This window comes from Chitinophaga rhizosphaerae (assembly GCF_003958645.1).
Taxonomy (GTDB): Bacteria; Bacteroidota; Bacteroidia; order Chitinophagales; family Chitinophagaceae; genus Chitinophaga; species Chitinophaga rhizosphaerae.
The window spans coordinates 264,130-277,648 of sequence record NZ_RXLO01000003.1 but is presented as its reverse complement, the minus strand read 5'-3'; the positions used below and the strand labels follow the sequence as shown (position 1 = coordinate 277,648).

The window sequence follows — 13,519 nt, the reverse complement described above, 5'->3', positions numbered from 1 at the left end:
GAAGACGCACTCCGATCCCCCCACTATTCTTTCCCCGCCGAAATTTCTCCCACCACATTATACACCACTTTACTGATGACCAGTTTGTCGGGCGCCGGCGTCACTACCAGGTAACCAAATACGGGAGCGTTGCCGTTCAACGTGAATTTGACCGGTATATAAGCCGTTTCATTGAATTTGACGGTAGACGCGTAGTAAGTAAAATTGCCGGTGTTCACGGGATTGGTGGTAGAGAACAAAAAGCCCGAAGCCGTTTCGGGGTTGAAGATGGCGCCCGTTACCTGCATTCCCATGTCCGACTTTTTGATGTAGGAAGTGGAATTAACGTACTTGTGGGAAAACTTACCTGCGCCGTTCTGCAAGGTCAACAGGCAGTTCCTGTATTCCGTGGAACCGGAGACGGTGAAAATATTCCTGACGAACAGGTTGCAGTTGGAACCGTTGACCGGCATGGCTACGGTTTTTTCCTGTCCTTTCCCGATTTCGGCGTTTAGCGCCACTACGGTAGGCTTTGTGGCGATGAGCCCTTCGATCTGCGATTCTTCCGAACAGGAAACGGTAAATAAGGCAACGAATGCGAATAATATAAGGCAGGATTTCATGGTGCAAGTTTTTCGGTTAAGGCAAGATCAGTTCAGGCGGCCCTGGCGGATGATTTTCACCGCGAAATAGTTCACATCCTTCCTTTCGAGGGTCGAGGGGTAGTGCAACTCACCGGGGATGAAGGTTTTGGGTGTGTAGGTGAAGTCGAGCAGGATGGCGCTGTAAACATTGACCTGGAGGTTCATGCTCAGAACCGGCTTTGCGGCGCCCGTGAAAAACGACGGTTTTTCAAAGAATGCACCCGGCCGGAGGTACGTTTCCTTCCCCCGTCCCCTATCGATCCACCGGAGCATAAACCCGCCGCCATACCGCAATTTGCTGAACGACATATTCCCCTCCCGCACATCATCCGTAGCCGTATTGTTCTGCGCATCGGCGTCGTACTTGAACGTGCCGCTGTAGCGCATCCAGCCGCCTTCGCCGAAGATGCTGAATTTCGCGTGGGGTTTCACCGCCAGTTGCAATACCGCGGCCCCTCCGTAACTGAAATACCCACCGCTCACGCCGGGTACCAGCGCGCTCATGCCGAGATTCATTTCCGGTTTCAGGTAAATCGATACGGGTTTATTGTTCAGCACGCCCAAAGTAAAGCCGGTGTGGAACGTCAGCAGATTGCGCTCCTCGATCCAGGATTTGGCGGCGGCAAATTCGCCGGAGCCGTTGCTCAGGATCGGCGAATGCTCGTACCCCAGTCCCAATGAGAATTTCCCGGCGAAGCCCTTTCCGCTGTAACCATCCTTCAGGAAGACCATGGCGCCGGCGGCTGCGGTGGCCATGGTGCCGTAAGCGATATTCTCATCCTTGTCCCGGATGTTTGCCTGCTCCACCCTCACTTCCCGGTCGGCGGATTTCTTCGCTTCCAAAGCCGCGTTGTAGCTGTTGATGGCCCGGGCCCGGTCGTTGGCGTCTGTCGTGCTGTTCTGGGCAGCCTGGTAATAACTTATCGCGGCAGGGTAATTCCTACTGTTCATCGCCGCGTTGCCCTTCTGCATTTTTTCGTCGAAAGCGGCTTTTTCCGTGGCCATCTTCCTTGCCTGTTCTTCATTCTTGCGTTGCTCTTCGGCCAGGCGCTGTTCTTCCGCTTTCTGTTTTTGTTCTTCGATTATGCGTGCGCTTTGTGCGTTCGCGTTATCCTGCCAGGTTTGGGTTTTGCTGATGGATTCGTGGAGCCGTTTAAGCCCGTCCCGCGCTTCTTTCAGGACGTTGAAGTATCCGTCTTCGGTTATTTTGGTATCCTTCCGGGCATATTCGATCCGCTGGAGGAAATGTTTTTTCGTGGGGTTATCGTCCGGGATCTGGACGGCGTAGCCATTGATCTCCTGCATCAAATCCCTTTCCGATTCGCCGGAATTCTTCGTTCCGTCGTCGTCGCAGGAAAGGTTCCGGCCCGTTTGTGCGTTTTTCACTTCGGTAATGCGGATGCTTTCGATGATGCGGCCACTCATTTTATGGACGAATTCCTGCTGCTCCCCGGGCCGAAGGGTATGCACATCGCCGAAATGCATTTTACCGTTTTTATCGTACAGCCCGAAAACAAAGCTTACCGGCACTTTAAAATTCGATTTGACCTGGAAGTACATATGGACCTGGAAATTCCAGTCGTACCCTTCCAGCGTTTTGTTCCGGTATTGGAGGTTGGCGCATGCGGTGTTGCGCCATTCGTTCCAGTCGGGCTTCGGGGCGGGTTGGGCGGAGGATGTGGTGTTATTCGATTTGGGTGCCAGCCTGCTGCCGGAAGACAAGGTATAGAAGGTTTTTTCCTGCCCTCCCCTGAACATGGCCTGCGACCGGGCCTCCCGCAACGCAGATTCGTCCGACCCGAAGCCGGCGCCAACGCCATAAACCCTCTTCCCCTGGTCGTTCTGGGCGGCCACGATGGCAAAATGCCCCGGGCCGTTATGGGTGAACAGCAAAACCGGGAATTTCCCGCCGCGTTCCTTACAATGTTGATAGGCGTTATTGTCGCGCGGCGGATTTTCCAGTCCGGCGCTCCACCCGATTTCATTGGTTTCGGAGCAAAGGTAAACGCTGAGTTGACCGAACGAGACGGAAGTTTGCAATACAAGTGCAACGAGCAGTAGGCGACTTTTCATGGTAAGGTGCATTCTTGCTGACAAAGCTACCGGCTTCGGAAAAGCAAAAAAATACCTACCGCTAGTTATTTTATATCAAATCCAGCCCTCTCCGATCGCTTTGGTAACCAGCTCCAACGGGGTGTTGACTTCCGCTTTCCGCAGGATGTTTTTCCGGTGAACGTTGACGGTGTTGAGGCTGATGCAAAGCTCGCCGGCGAGCATTTTACTGGATTTCCCTTCCACGATCCCTTTGAGAATGACCCTTTCCTGTTTCGTGAACCGGTCAAACGACTTGGTGAATACCTGTGCGTCCTGGATATTGTAGTACGAGGGTTCGCCATCGAGGCCGATGATGGAGAAGCAGGGTTTGCCTTCGGGCTTGATGTGGGTGATGTCTGTTTCCAGGCAAAGCGTCCGGTAGTAATTCTGTTCGTCGAAATCGATTTGAACGGCCTGGTGCAGCAGGCGAACGTACCGACCGTCTTTGGCTTTGATCCGGAAATCGTATTGCACTTTGTAGCAATGGACTTTTTCGAACGGAAGGCCTTTGAAGAATTCGACTACTTTGTGCTCGAAATTGAGGAAAAATGGTTTATCGTCCGGGTGGATGCAATCCATCAGGAACGAAATCGACATTTCTTCCGGTTCATACCCCAACATGTTGGTGACGCCGGGACTCATCAGGTCGGTGTCGCCGGAATACATATTAAAAACGAAATAGAAATAGTTACCGGCCTGGAATACGTTGAGGAGTTTTTTGTGAAGTTCGATCTGCTGCTGCAGTGCGGCGGGGTCTGCGTCGGTCTCGATGTCTACGACCGTTTTCCAGAACTTTTTGGCCGTCAGGTAATACTTGGAAGGCGTGTTTTTCATACAAAACTGCTTGCGTACGGGGATATGATTTGCTCTTTGAAAATAAATCGGGATCAACTGATTTTGGTTCGGTGCATCTTGAGTGATATTAATCGAAATTGGTTGTTCACTTCATAAAAATTACGATAGTTAGGACTACGACATTGCTATAGACTCGTTAATGTACGATTTTTCGGGATTTCTGCAAATGTTGGGGCGGGATGGGGTACATAAAAAAGGCAGCACCCGCTGTTGAGGCGTGATGCTGCCGGCATATGATGTTGCGCTCAAAGCGCCTGGCGGCGGGATTACTGTGCCGAGGGAACGAGCACGATCTTGAACTTGATCGGGCCGGTGGGCCTGGAACCTGGTCCGCCGTTGGCGCCCTGGACGGAAATGGTCAGGAAGCCGGGAGAATAAAAGAACGTGTAGCTGAAACCGTCATACACCTGTGGCAATGCTTCGTAGTTGATATTATCGAACATCGCTGCCACCACTACCCCGTCGTTGTCGAAAGACACGTTGTCGATTTCGGGCATTTTGATGACCGCCGTATACGTACCGTCTGCCTGGTTGAGGGTCCAATCCGCCACTACAACCGTATGCACCACGGTAAAATTGGGTATCGTTTCATTCGTAATATATTCCTTTTTACAAGCCGAAGTGGTAAAAAGCACAATGCCTAAAAGGAGGAACAAGAGGGGCAATTTCTTCATATGGGTTGTTTTAATGTGAAGAAGCAAAAGGTGTACCGAATCCGGAAAATCCGCCGCTGAAATCATAACAAGGAAACATGAGGATGGTTTTATACCGTCTCAAGCCGTATGGATTTTTGGCGGGATGCAACAAAACAAATAACTATAAATTATTGATTATTAATAAATTGAGTCGGAAATGAAAATTCCGCCCTGGTGCCGTGGCATTATTTTACCGCACTGGATAAAAAAAAAGGCAACGACCAGGGAAGTAAATTCCTTCTGAATCGTTGCCTGTTGTATGTTTCCGCATCTTCCCCGAAGGGGAATGACGCGCCTGAAATCAATGTGCGGGCTGGCTTACTGCTTGTGCAGGTTTGCTGCGTTTCACCCAGAACCAGAGTAATGCGAAGAGCACGATCAAGACCCCGGGGAAGATGATCATGAGCTTCATGGTTTCCTGTCCGGCGGCGAGTTCGAGATCAGCTCCGGTCAAACCGTTTGCTGCGGCTTTTACGCGGCTTTCATCGATCCAACGGCCGATCACGGGGTTCCACATGGAGGTGGAGAACATCCCCATCGCGCCCACGATAGACATGCCGAGGGCGCCGCTTTTGGGAATTTTCTCTGCAACGAACCCGATCATGTTGGGCCAGAAGTAACATACTCCGATCGCGAAGAAAATGGCGGCTACATAAGCCATTCCACCGGTTTGCGTACTGAAGAGGTAAATGCCGATGGTGGCAAAAACCGCTGACCCCAATAACACGCCGGTCTGGTCGAACTTCCCGACGATGCTTCCGCCGAAATATCTCCCAACGGCCATCAATCCTGTTACCAGCGCCAATATTACCATAGGTTCGGCGCCGCTAGCGGCCATGATGATGCCGGTCCACTGTTGCGGCCCGAATTCACTGATGGCGGTGAGCGTCATGCAAAGGGCGATGAATATGAAAAGCGGTGTTGCCATCGCTTTCAGGTTCTCTACTACGGATACGCTTTCCTGGTGCTGCGGTTTCGGGAATTCCTGTTTGTAGAACAGGAAAGCGTACACCAGCGTGGGCAATAGGATAATCCATATCTGCGCTTCCCATCCCAGGTTCAGGTGCGTCATGCCCAAAGACACGAGGCTGCCGATCACGATACCGCCGGGGAACCACATGTGGAAACGGTTGAGCAGGGTATTCATCTGCTTGCCGGAATAACTGTCTGCGATCATGGGGTTACAGGCCGCTTCCGTACAGCCGTTCCCCAAACCCAAAAGCAGCGTGGAAATCAACAGGCCTGTATATCCCCCCGAGTAAATCGTCAGGAGAATGCCCAGCGTATGCGCGAAAAATGCGAAGATCATGATCCGCTTCGGCCCGATCTGGTAATAAAACAGTCCGCCGATCACCATGGAAATCGGGAACCCCAGGAACCACATGGAATTGATGAATCCCAGCTGCGTGGCGCTCAGTTGGAAAGTTTCAGCCAGTTGCGGAAGAATGCCCGCCCTGATGCTGAAAGAAAATGCAGTTGTGATCAGTGCAAAACAACTGCCATAAAACAATCTCAGTTTGTTGTTCATGACGTAGAATTTAAGATTTGGCCCAACGCCGAATTACTTCATAGGGTGTTCTTTCAGTAATTGATCCGTTGAATATAAATCTTTTTTATTTTCTGTGGCCTTTCTAATTTTCTTTACTTTTTCCGGGGAAATGGCGGCACCGTTGTTCCCGAACGAATTCCGGACATACGTCAACACCGCGGCCACCTCTTCATCCTTCAGCAAACCGCCGAAAGGCGTCATGGGCACCTGGCCGGGGTACTTCTTCCCGCTCACTTCGATGGGCCCCACCAATCCCTTGAGCACCAGTTTGATCAGCCGCTCGTCATTACCGTTTACCCAGGCATTCCCGGACAACGGCGGGAACCCGGCAGCCAGCAGGCCCTTCCCGTCTGCCTGGTGACAGGTCTTACAATATCCTTCCTTATTATAGATGACCTTTCCCTGGTTGAACAACGCGAGCGCAGGGCCTTGCAGGGTCGTCTTCTTCTTCGTTTCGGGGTCAGCTTCCTTTTCCACATCCACGCCTTTTACATGTGCCAGCGCGGTTTTATAGGCGTGAACGGTCCATTTGTCCATCGGGAACCTGCCCGCGGCGGCCAGCACCTGCAGCCCGGTTTCCTTCTTCATCCACGAAGCGGCCACGATGGCGGAAAGCCGCACCCGGCTGTTTTTGTCCCGGGCGGCCACCAGCAACTGCGCTGCGGCGTCGGCCACTTCCGGCCCCGCATACCGCAGCACTTGTACGGCCGCTGCCCTCACATGGTAATCTTTCGCTTTCAGGACCTGTTTCAGCAACTGCGGGTCTACTTTCCCGGTGCCCTGGCTCACCCAAAGCGCTTCCAGCAAATGGTGCTCCCGCCGGGCATCGCCGGTGTCCAGGCCGGCGGCCCAGGTTTTGACTTTTGCCATCACTTCCTTTGCATCCCTTCCCCGCAGTTCCCTGCGGGTCCGGTAGCGGGTCCGGTATTCGGGCAGTTTCAGGTTTTCCAGCAGCTCGTCGATCCCCGCACCGGCGATGTTCGCCGGTTTTACGAGCGGGCGGGCGGGATAGGTGATACGATAGATCCTGCCATGGGTATGGTCGCGCAGGGGGTCGCGGGCATTGTGCTGCATGTGGCCGATGAGGACGTTATGCCAATCCACCACGTACAAAGACCCGTCGGGCGCAAACTCCAGGTCTACCGGCCGGAAGTTCGGATCGTCGCTCCTCAGCAAATCCATATGAAAATGGCTTTTATAACCGGTACCGGCGTCTTCCATGGTATGCTGCTTGATGCCCAGGAACCCGATCGTATTGTTGATCAGCAAATCGCCCTGCACATCGTCGGGGAAATGCCGGCTGGAAACGAACTCGATGCCTGACGTGGGCCTCACCAGGTGCTTCGGCTCCACCAGCTGCTCGGATTTGTGCGTTGCACGGCCGTATCGCGGCATCACCATTCCCGGGAGCATCCAGCGCACGTCCGGCGAAGACGTTTCAGCGAAGAATGGCTGGCCCCAATCGTCGAACGTAATGCCCCAGGGATTGGGAATATCCAGCTGCGCGGTACGTTCCAGTTTCATGCGCCGGGTATCGAACCGGTAAAAACCGCCGTTGGTGGCGTAAACCGGGCCGTACGACGTTTCGATATTGGAACGGAGGAACACGCCTTCGCCCGAAAAGATAGCCCCGGAACCGTCTGTCGTGAAGGCGTGATTGCCGTGGTGGGAATCATGATCGTCGAACCCGCTCAGCAGGATCTCCTTCTGATCGGCCTTTCCATCGCCGTCCGTGTCTTTGAGCAGCACCAGGTCGATACCCTGCGAAACATACACGCCTTCCGGCGCTATTTCAAATCCCAGCGGCAAATGCAGACCGTCCGCAAAAACCGTTTGTTTATCGGCCTTTCCGTCCTGGTCGGTGTCTTCCAGGATGATGATCTTATCGTCGGGCTTCGGATCGCCGGGCCTGTATTGCGGATACGTGGGCATGGTAGCCACCCATAAACGGCCTTTATTGTCGAATGAAAGCTGCACGGGGTTGGCGAGATCACTGAATTCCGACTCCGACGCAAAAAGTTCCGCTTTATAGCCCGGGGGCAGTTTCAGGCTTCGTTCCGCCTCCTGTCCGTACAAATACTGCAGGTTCCCGTTCTTGCGGTTTTCGGTATAGTTGGTCTGGATGTCGGGCAGCACGCTGGTATTTTTATCCGCTGCCGCCAGGTCCATGATTTCTCCTTTGGAAGCGGCCAGCCAGATGGCGGTGTCGCGGATTTCTGTCAGCTCGCGGACCTTTTTGATTTCCGCCGGAAAGTTATCGGGCCCATAAGGCTTGTACCTGCGACCATACACATGCACGCTGTTCGGCACTTTATAATCGTACAGCCACATCCAGTTTTTCTCCAGCACCGCGTCGTTCACCAGTTTCCTGTCGGTTTGCGCTTGTGTCATTCCTTCTCCGAAAATCTGGTCGGCGAGCAATACGCTGAGTTTCCGGTAACCTGCTTCGTTCAGCTGGGAGCCGTCGATCGTTAATGGCGCGGCGGATTCGTTGTACCATTTCATGGAAGGATTGAACGCATCCACGAAAAGGACTTTATGCTGCGCGGCCACTTCTTTCATGGCGTTGGCGTATAATTGCAGGTTACGGTTTTCCTTGCGGCCATCGGGCAGATCGCGGGTGTCTGACAGGTTTTCGAAAGCGATCGGGGATACTATGACGAGTTGGGGGGCGGAGGCGCCGTTGTATTTTTGCCGGAGCGTCCATTTGATGAAGGCGCCCAGTTCGGCTTTGAAGTTGGGCAGACCGGCTTCGCCGGCGAAAGATTCGTTGTAGCCGAAAAACGCGATGATCACATCGGTTTTGAGCCGGGTGAGCCATTCATCGGGGGTTTCAAAAAAACCTTCCGCGGGGTCGTTTTCGTCCAGCAGCAATTTGGCGGGATCGGCTTTGCTCCTGATGAGATTAGCGCGTTTCACCGAAAACTTTTCAGCGCCGGGAAAAGCCCAGGGCGTTGTGCGGCCCGCATGCGGCCGGAACCCCGGCGTTTCTCCGGGGTCGCACATATTCCGGATAAAGAGTTGATATGTAGGGAACCGCACCTGGAGCTCGGTTTCCAGGTTATCATAATGGATCATCCTCGACCCCAGGTTATTGCCGATCATGGCGATGCGCGCGCCTTTGACGAGCGTCAGCGGCGGCGGGTCTTTTGCCCTGAAGGCGTTCAATAACAGTATTGCAGGCGCAACTGCACATAGTAGCAGCCCGCCAAACGTGGTTAATCTCATGATCTCCGGTAATTTATTCTAATTAGCTACGCGGTAAGGAACGTTGATATCGATCTTGCCTTTCCATTTCTTCGGTACCTTGCGCCCAAGCTCATCATGAATTGCATTGATCAGCAGCCGCTGGAAAGCTTCCACCCTGAAATCTTCGGGATGACCGAGCGTGGTCATGAATACTTTTCCACCGAAGGAGTTGGTGCCGGTCCAGGCCACGGGATTTTCCACGGCCGGTCTTTCCGGGTTCACCGCTTTGCCCGTCAGCAGCCACGTTGAGCCTTTGACGGGGTAATCGGGCACTACATGATAGAGCCAGGAACGCACGTGCCAGTTTTTCGCAACGCCCGTCAGGATGGGGTTTTCGGCTTGGGCAGGGATCACGCTCACATCGGTGCTGCTGCTGTGGCCATAGTGCGTATGTTTGGCTTTGCCGCCCCAGCCCGGAGGCGCGTTCAGGGCAAATTCCCCGAATGCGTTCCACTTTTCGCTGGCGTGGCCGGCGGGGAAATTAAATGCATGCGTGGTGGTACGGAAGCCCATCACCGGTTTCCCGGATTTCAGGTATGCTTCGATATGCGCCAGCTGATCGGCAGGAAGCCTGCGCCAGCGGAGGTAAAAAACGGCCAGGTCGGCATCCTTCAAGGCTTCCAGACCGGGGATGTTTTCTTCGCTGTTATGGTCCGGGGAAGATTTGAGCACGATCGTTCTCATGCCGTAATTCTTTTCCAGCTCCGCTGCCAGGATCGGCAGGGTTGCTTCGCCACTGTATTCATGGTCTCCGCACACAAAAACGACCAGCGGCTTTTTCGCCTTTTGAGGAGACTGGGTACAGAACAAACCTCCCAGCGTCAATAATAAACCGAAACAAAAAGTATTCATTTTAACAGGGATTTGTGATGGTCATACAAACGAGTTTCTATTGAAAACGCTTTCCTTGTCCGGCTCGCGGCCGGTCAGCAATGCTACTACATTGTTGATGGTGTAAACGCACATTCTCCGGTACGTGGTGGCCGTGAGGCTGGCGGAATGCGGTGTCACGAGCGAACGGGAGTGCTGCACCAGCGCCAGGCTCTGTACCGGCGGCTCGTCGGGCAGCACGTCCGCAGCAAAACCTGCGATGGCACCTTCGTTCAGCGCATCCAGCAACGCGGCATGATCGATCAGCGCGCCTCTTGCCGTATTGATGAGCAGCGATGCTGGTTTCATCATTGCCAGCTCCGCTTTTCCGATCAGATTTTCCATGCCTTTCGCCAATGGAAGATGCAGGCTCACGATATCGGATCGCTGCAAAACTTCCTGCATCGACAGATATGTATAAGGCAATTCCTGTTCCGAGCGGCTCCAGTACACCACGTTCATCCCGAACGCTTCGGCCAGGCGCGCCACGCGCTTACCGATGTTGCCCATGCCGAGGATGCCCAGGGTTTTGCCGTTGAGCTCGTCGCCGGCGTATTGGTTGCGCCAGTTCCAGTCTTCCTTTTTCACACGGTCTACCGAAGCGTACAGGTCGCGCATGAGCATCAGCATGAGGCCCAGCGTATGTTCCGCGATGGTGGCGGCGTTGCTGCCCGGAGCATTGACCACCCGGATCTTTCTTGCCGAAGCGGCGGCCACATCCACATTATCGAGCCCCACGCCGCAGCGGGCCACCACTTCCAGCTGGGGGCATGCGGCCATGAGCGCGTCGTCGACTTTCATTTTTCCCCGCGTGACAATGCCATGAATTTCCGTGGATGCCAGCACCGATTCCTGGCTGGCTTTATCATAGCCGGTAAAAACATGCACATGTTCCCGGAGCACGGCCAACGCCTCGTCGGCAATGGTTTCCAGCAGCATTACATTTTTCTTCATGGCTTGTTATGATATAATGTGGCGTCGTCTGATCGGTCTCCCCGGAAATCGTTCCGGCCGGAAACATACAATCCTTCTTCGTAAAATTCGTCTTCCAGGATACGCGGATCGATCGGTGCGCCGGGAGCGGACGACAGCTCTACCAGGTTGCCCGCCGGGTCTCTCACGAACATCTGCATGGCGCCATCGGGCAGTTTGCGCACCTTGCCCCAGGGGGCTACATCGATCACCCCGAGTTCCTTCATCCGGAAAAATATCGTATTGAAATCGTCTACCTGCACACAGATGTGGCCGCGGAAAGAAGTGCGGTCGTCCCATTCCGAGAGATGCAATTGCTGTTCGGCATTGAACCGGAAAAACATCACCGGGTAATCGAACCGGAAAGCGGGCAGCGGCTCGAGGCCGAGCTCATTTTTATAGAATTCGCCTGCCTTTTCCAGGTTGTCCACTATTAATGTTACGTGGTTGATTTTAATTGCTTTGGCCATAAATACTTTTTTTAAACACCTTGTTTAAATTCCCTGACAAAATCCCAATCCGGCGTCATTCCCAATCCGGGAGCTGTGGGGGCGGCGATGGAGCCGTTGGTAACCGTAATTTTTTCTTTCACGAGGTCGTACATCATCGGGTTGCCGCCCAGCGAAAATTCGATGATGGTGGCGGATGGAGAGGCAAACGCCACGGTGAGCCCGGCCATAAACGAGAACGCGGAACCCCAGCAATGCGGCGCCATTTCCACCTGGTGCGCACAGGCAAGATGCCCTGCCCGCATAGCTTCCGAGATGCCGCCGATGATAGCCGCATCCGGCTGGATCACGTCCACCGCCCGGAGCTGTAAAAGTTCATGTATGTCGAAACTGGTGAATTCACTTTCGCCGGCTGCAATGGGAATGCAGGTGGCCGCCCTTACCTCCGCGGTGCCGGGTTTGTTGTCCGGACTGACCGGCTCCTCGAACCAATAAATATTACTGTCTTCCACGCCGCGGCAAAACTGTTTGGCTTCCGGCACGCTGAAGGTACCGTGTGCGTCTACCATCAATTTTACGTCTGGCTCAAGTACCGCCCTTGCGGCTTTTACCCTGTCGATACTTTTCTGCACGCTGTCGTCCATCACCCCAACCCGCATTTTCACACCCCTGAAGCCTTTATCCACATAGCCTTTTACCTGTGCACCGATATTATTGACATCCGCCCAGCCGCCGCTTGCGTAGGCGGGCATATGGTCGCGGCAGGCGCCGCCGAGGAGGTCGAGCACGGGCACGTTAAGCATTTTGCCTTTCAGGTCCCACAGGGCGGTATCGATCCCGCTCATGGCGGAGATGGTGAGGCCGCGCCGGCCGAGGATGGGGAACTTCCGGCCTCTCGACAGGGCGTAATGATCGCGGGTGCCGTTGTACATTTCTTCCCACAGGCGGGTGATATTGCTGACAGGCTTCCCCACCAGCAAGGGTTTCAGTTCGTTTTCGATGCAGTTGACGATGGAGGCGCATACGCCGGAGGAGCCCACTGCGGCTTTCGCTTCACCGAAGCCCTGCAATCCGCTGTCTGTCGTGATTACGACCAAAGTCATATCAAAATTCGTCAGCAAGCCATAATCCGAGGCGTGCTGTTTTTCTTTCGGGATGGGGCAGCGTAACCAAAACGCTTCTACGTTCGAGATTCTCATTTATTGAAGTTGACCGCTTTTAAATAAGTTTGGATAAGGTATTATAGGACTCACGGGTGAGCATGGAATAAAATTCTTCCGTAACGGAAGAGCTGCCATGGTCTACCAGGAATTTCTCCTGTTCGGCCGAAAGGTTTTCCGGCGTTTCATCGATAGAGCCCGGATAGGGATTGGCCGGCGTCCGGTCTAGCGGGGCGCAGAATTCTACGGACAATACTTTGTCGTAGTTGACTTCGCGGAGGGTGTCCACGATCTTTTTCCAATCGAGATTCCCCATTCCCGGGGCCATCCGGTTATTGTCGGCCACATGGAAACCGGCCAGTTTGCTGCCTGCCCTGCGGATGGCGGCAAACATATCCGTTTCTTCGATGTTCATGTGGAAGGTGTCGAGGCACACGCCGCAATTGGGCCCCACGGCGGCGGCGAGCGCCAGCGCCTGGTCGGCCCGGTTGATGAAATACGTTTCGAACCGGTTGATGGGCTCAATTCCCAGTACGATCCCGGCGGCTTCACTGTAGGCGTAAATTTCCTTCATGGCGTCTACGGCCCATTGCCATTCTTCCTCCGGCCGGCCGTCGGGCACGAGCTTTCCAACGGTACCGGGAACCACGGAAACCATATGTCCATCCAATTCCTTCACCATTTTCACCACATCCTTTACATATTGAACGGATGCGGCGCGCTGCGCTTCGCTCCTGGCCAGCAGGTTCCGTTCTCCCAGCATGAGGGTAACCGACCCCCAGCATTTGACGCCGTGTTCCTTCAATGTTTTCCGTACTTCGGCCGTGTCGTACTGTTCCGGGCTTCCGGCAATTTCGAACAGGGGGTACCCCTGTGCTGCAATTCTCCGTATCGTGGTCGTGACTGTTTCGGAGCGCATCCAATTGTGTATCGCTAGTTCCATATCGGGCTGTATATAAAGTGAAATTGATGATCAGGTCGGTATGCAAGGTAGACTTCCTCT

General features: G+C 54.0%; 11 protein-coding genes. All 11 read right to left on the bottom strand.

Features of this window, described 5'->3' with window-relative positions:
- Positions 1 to 23: 23 nt before the first annotated feature.
- The 11 genes from EJ361_RS08335 to EJ361_RS08285 all read right to left on the bottom strand — a co-directional run bounded on the left by EJ361_RS08335 (position 24) and on the right by EJ361_RS08285 (position 13,459).
- Entirely contained in the window at positions 24 to 602 is a 579-nt protein-coding gene (locus EJ361_RS08335; RefSeq protein WP_126245032.1) for a hypothetical protein, read from the bottom strand.
- Positions 603 to 629: 27 nt separating this feature from the next.
- A complete protein-coding gene (locus EJ361_RS08330; RefSeq protein WP_126245031.1) occupies positions 630 to 2,696 on the bottom strand; it encodes a hypothetical protein in 2,067 nt (688 codons plus the stop codon).
- 75 nt (positions 2,697 to 2,771) lie between these two features.
- On the bottom strand, positions 2,772 to 3,551 hold the full coding sequence (locus tag EJ361_RS08325) for a LuxR C-terminal-related transcriptional regulator (protein WP_205686954.1): 780 nt from the start codon (positions 3,549 to 3,551) through the stop codon (positions 2,772 to 2,774).
- A gap of 287 nt (positions 3,552 to 3,838) precedes the next feature.
- Positions 3,839 to 4,246 carry a hypothetical protein gene (locus EJ361_RS08320; RefSeq protein ID WP_126245030.1) on the bottom strand — a complete coding sequence of 136 codons (408 nt, stop codon included), beginning with the start codon at positions 4,244 to 4,246 and terminating at the stop codon, positions 3,839 to 3,841.
- A gap of 322 nt (positions 4,247 to 4,568) precedes the next feature.
- Positions 4,569 to 5,795 carry an MFS transporter gene (locus tag EJ361_RS08315; protein WP_126245029.1) on the bottom strand — a complete coding sequence of 409 codons (1,227 nt, stop codon included), beginning with the start codon at positions 5,793 to 5,795 and terminating at the stop codon, positions 4,569 to 4,571.
- Between the two features lie 33 nt (positions 5,796 to 5,828).
- Complete coding sequence (locus EJ361_RS08310) at positions 5,829 to 9,044, bottom strand: PVC-type heme-binding CxxCH protein (protein ID WP_126245028.1); 3,216 nt, start codon at positions 9,042 to 9,044, stop codon at positions 5,829 to 5,831.
- Between the two features lie 18 nt (positions 9,045 to 9,062).
- Entirely contained in the window at positions 9,063 to 9,917 is an 855-nt protein-coding gene (locus EJ361_RS08305; RefSeq protein WP_126245027.1) for a ThuA domain-containing protein, read from the bottom strand.
- A gap of 21 nt (positions 9,918 to 9,938) precedes the next feature.
- A complete protein-coding gene (locus tag EJ361_RS08300) occupies positions 9,939 to 10,889 on the bottom strand; it encodes a 2-hydroxyacid dehydrogenase (RefSeq protein ID WP_126245026.1) in 951 nt (316 codons plus the stop codon).
- Positions 10,886 to 11,377, bottom strand: a complete 492-nt coding sequence (locus EJ361_RS08295) for a VOC family protein (protein ID WP_126245025.1) — start codon at positions 11,375 to 11,377, stop codon at positions 10,886 to 10,888. The genes EJ361_RS08300 and EJ361_RS08295 overlap by 4 nt, the downstream gene beginning before the upstream one ends.
- Before the next feature lie 11 nt (positions 11,378 to 11,388).
- On the bottom strand, positions 11,389 to 12,555 hold the full coding sequence (locus EJ361_RS08290) for a mandelate racemase/muconate lactonizing enzyme family protein (RefSeq protein ID WP_126245024.1): 1,167 nt from the start codon (positions 12,553 to 12,555) through the stop codon (positions 11,389 to 11,391).
- Between the two features lie 19 nt (positions 12,556 to 12,574).
- Positions 12,575 to 13,459 carry a sugar phosphate isomerase/epimerase family protein gene (locus tag EJ361_RS08285; protein ID WP_126245023.1) on the bottom strand — a complete coding sequence of 295 codons (885 nt, stop codon included), beginning with the start codon at positions 13,457 to 13,459 and terminating at the stop codon, positions 12,575 to 12,577.
- Positions 13,460 to 13,519: the final 60 nt, after the last annotated feature.

Excerpts from the sequence above, each read along its gene's own strand:
- EJ361_RS08335 (WP_126245032.1), bottom strand. The coding sequence starts at position 602 with ATGAAATCCTGCCTTATATTATTCGCATTCGTTGCCTTATTTACCGTT.
- EJ361_RS08330 (WP_126245031.1), bottom strand. The coding sequence starts at position 2,696 with ATGAAAAGTCGCCTACTGCTCGTTGCACTTGTATTGCAAACTTCCGTC.
- EJ361_RS08325 (WP_205686954.1), bottom strand. The coding sequence starts at position 3,551 with ATGAAAAACACGCCTTCCAAGTATTACCTGACGGCCAAAAAGTTCTGG.
- EJ361_RS08320 (WP_126245030.1), bottom strand. The coding sequence starts at position 4,246 with ATGAAGAAATTGCCCCTCTTGTTCCTCCTTTTAGGCATTGTGCTTTTT.
- EJ361_RS08315 (WP_126245029.1), bottom strand. The coding sequence starts at position 5,795 with ATGAACAACAAACTGAGATTGTTTTATGGCAGTTGTTTTGCACTGATC.
- EJ361_RS08310 (WP_126245028.1), bottom strand. The coding sequence starts at position 9,044 with ATGAGATTAACCACGTTTGGCGGGCTGCTACTATGTGCAGTTGCGCCT.
- EJ361_RS08305 (WP_126245027.1), bottom strand. The coding sequence starts at position 9,917 with ATGAATACTTTTTGTTTCGGTTTATTATTGACGCTGGGAGGTTTGTTC.
- EJ361_RS08300 (WP_126245026.1), bottom strand. The coding sequence starts at position 10,889 with ATGAAGAAAAATGTAATGCTGCTGGAAACCATTGCCGACGAGGCGTTG.
- EJ361_RS08295 (WP_126245025.1), bottom strand. The coding sequence starts at position 11,377 with ATGGCCAAAGCAATTAAAATCAACCACGTAACATTAATAGTGGACAAC.
- EJ361_RS08290 (WP_126245024.1), bottom strand. The coding sequence starts at position 12,555 with ATGAGAATCTCGAACGTAGAAGCGTTTTGGTTACGCTGCCCCATCCCG.
- EJ361_RS08285 (WP_126245023.1), bottom strand. The coding sequence starts at position 13,459 with ATGGAACTAGCGATACACAATTGGATGCGCTCCGAAACAGTCACGACC.